This window comes from Amycolatopsis sp. SID8362 (genome assembly GCF_010550475.1).
GTDB classification, from domain to species: Bacteria; Actinomycetota; Actinomycetes; order Mycobacteriales; family Pseudonocardiaceae; genus Amycolatopsis; species Amycolatopsis eburnea.
The window spans coordinates 1-1,175 of record NZ_JAAGNB010000211.1; the positions used below are offsets into that span (position 1 = coordinate 1).

The window sequence follows — 1,175 nt, forward strand, 5'->3', positions numbered from 1 at the left end:
GGACCTGGCCGACGGGTGGCGGTTCCTGCTGGCCCACCCCGGGCTGCGCCCGCTGCTCTTCAACGCGATGGTCTTCAACGGCCTGGTCATGGCGACCGAGCCGCTGCTCGCGGTGCTGATGCTGGGCGAGCTCGGGCTCACGCCGTGGCAGTACGGGCTCGCGTTCGCGGTGCCGTGCCTCGGCGGGCTGGCCGGTTCGCGGCTGACCCCGCGGCTCGTCGCCCGGTTCGGGCGGCACCCCGTGCTGCTGACGTCGGGCGCGGTCCGGGCGTGCTGGCTGCTCGCGCTCGCCTTCCTGCCCGGCGGCACGAGCGGGCTGGTCTTCGTCATGGTCGTCGAACTGGGCCTGATCGTCAGCTGCAGCGTGTTCAACCCCGTGCTGGCCACCTACCGGCTCGAACAGCTGCCGCCGGACCGCGCCGCCCGCACGCTCTCGGCGTGGTCGGTCAGCACCAAGGCGGCGATCGCCGCGCTGACCGCGGTGTGGGGCGTGCTCGCCGGCTTCACCGGTCCGCGGGTCGCGATCGGGGTCGCCGGGGTGCTCGTGCTCGTGACGCCGTTGCTGCTGCCCCGGCGCGATCGGACGCCGGTGGCCGTCTAACCCAGCGACTTCCGGGTCGCCTCCTCGGTTTCCAGCACGCCCTGCCGGATGCCCTCCAGCTGGTCGCTCAGCTCCCGGACGGCGCCGGTGTCGACGGTGACGTCCGTCGTCGCGGCCGTCAGCTCCGCGCCCCGCGCCACCAGGCTGTCCAGGCCGAGCGCGCCGGACTGCAGCTGCGCCAGCAGCTTGTCGCGCGCGCCGGACAGCCGGGCGTGCACGTCGGCCTGGGCCTGCACCGCCGTCAGCGCCTGCTCCAGGTCGCCGCGCACCTCCGCGCTCGCCGAACGCAGTTCGCGTTCCAGCCGGCGTCGCTCCGTCGAGACGGCGTCGAGGTCCACGCGCGAGAGGGCCTTCCCGGTCGCCGACGCGCGCCCGGCCAGGCGCCGCAGCGTCACCAGCGTCTCCTGGACCACCGGTGCCATGTCCGCGACGCGGTCCGCGAGCGGCCCCGGGTCGAGGGAGTCGCTGAGCGAGCCGAAGCCCTCGGCCGCGCTTTCGGCCCGGCGCAGCCAGTTCTCCTCGGGCGTGCCGGGCGCAACGTCGAGCACCCGCGCCGCACGCCGTTCCGGCTCCT

Annotated in this window: 2 protein-coding genes; one reads left to right on the forward strand and one right to left on the reverse strand. The window is 75.2% G+C overall.

The window, feature by feature from the left end; genetic code table 11:
* A partial coding sequence (locus G3I65_RS07480; RefSeq protein WP_160695434.1) for an MFS transporter occupies window positions 1–601 on the forward strand: 601 nt, incomplete at its 5' end.
* Here the strand turns inward: G3I65_RS07480 and G3I65_RS07485 are convergent.
* Window positions 598–1,175 (reverse strand): hypothetical protein (locus G3I65_RS07485; RefSeq protein WP_160695435.1); only part of this gene is annotated, 578 nt, incomplete at its 5' end. The genes G3I65_RS07480 and G3I65_RS07485 overlap by 4 nt on opposite strands.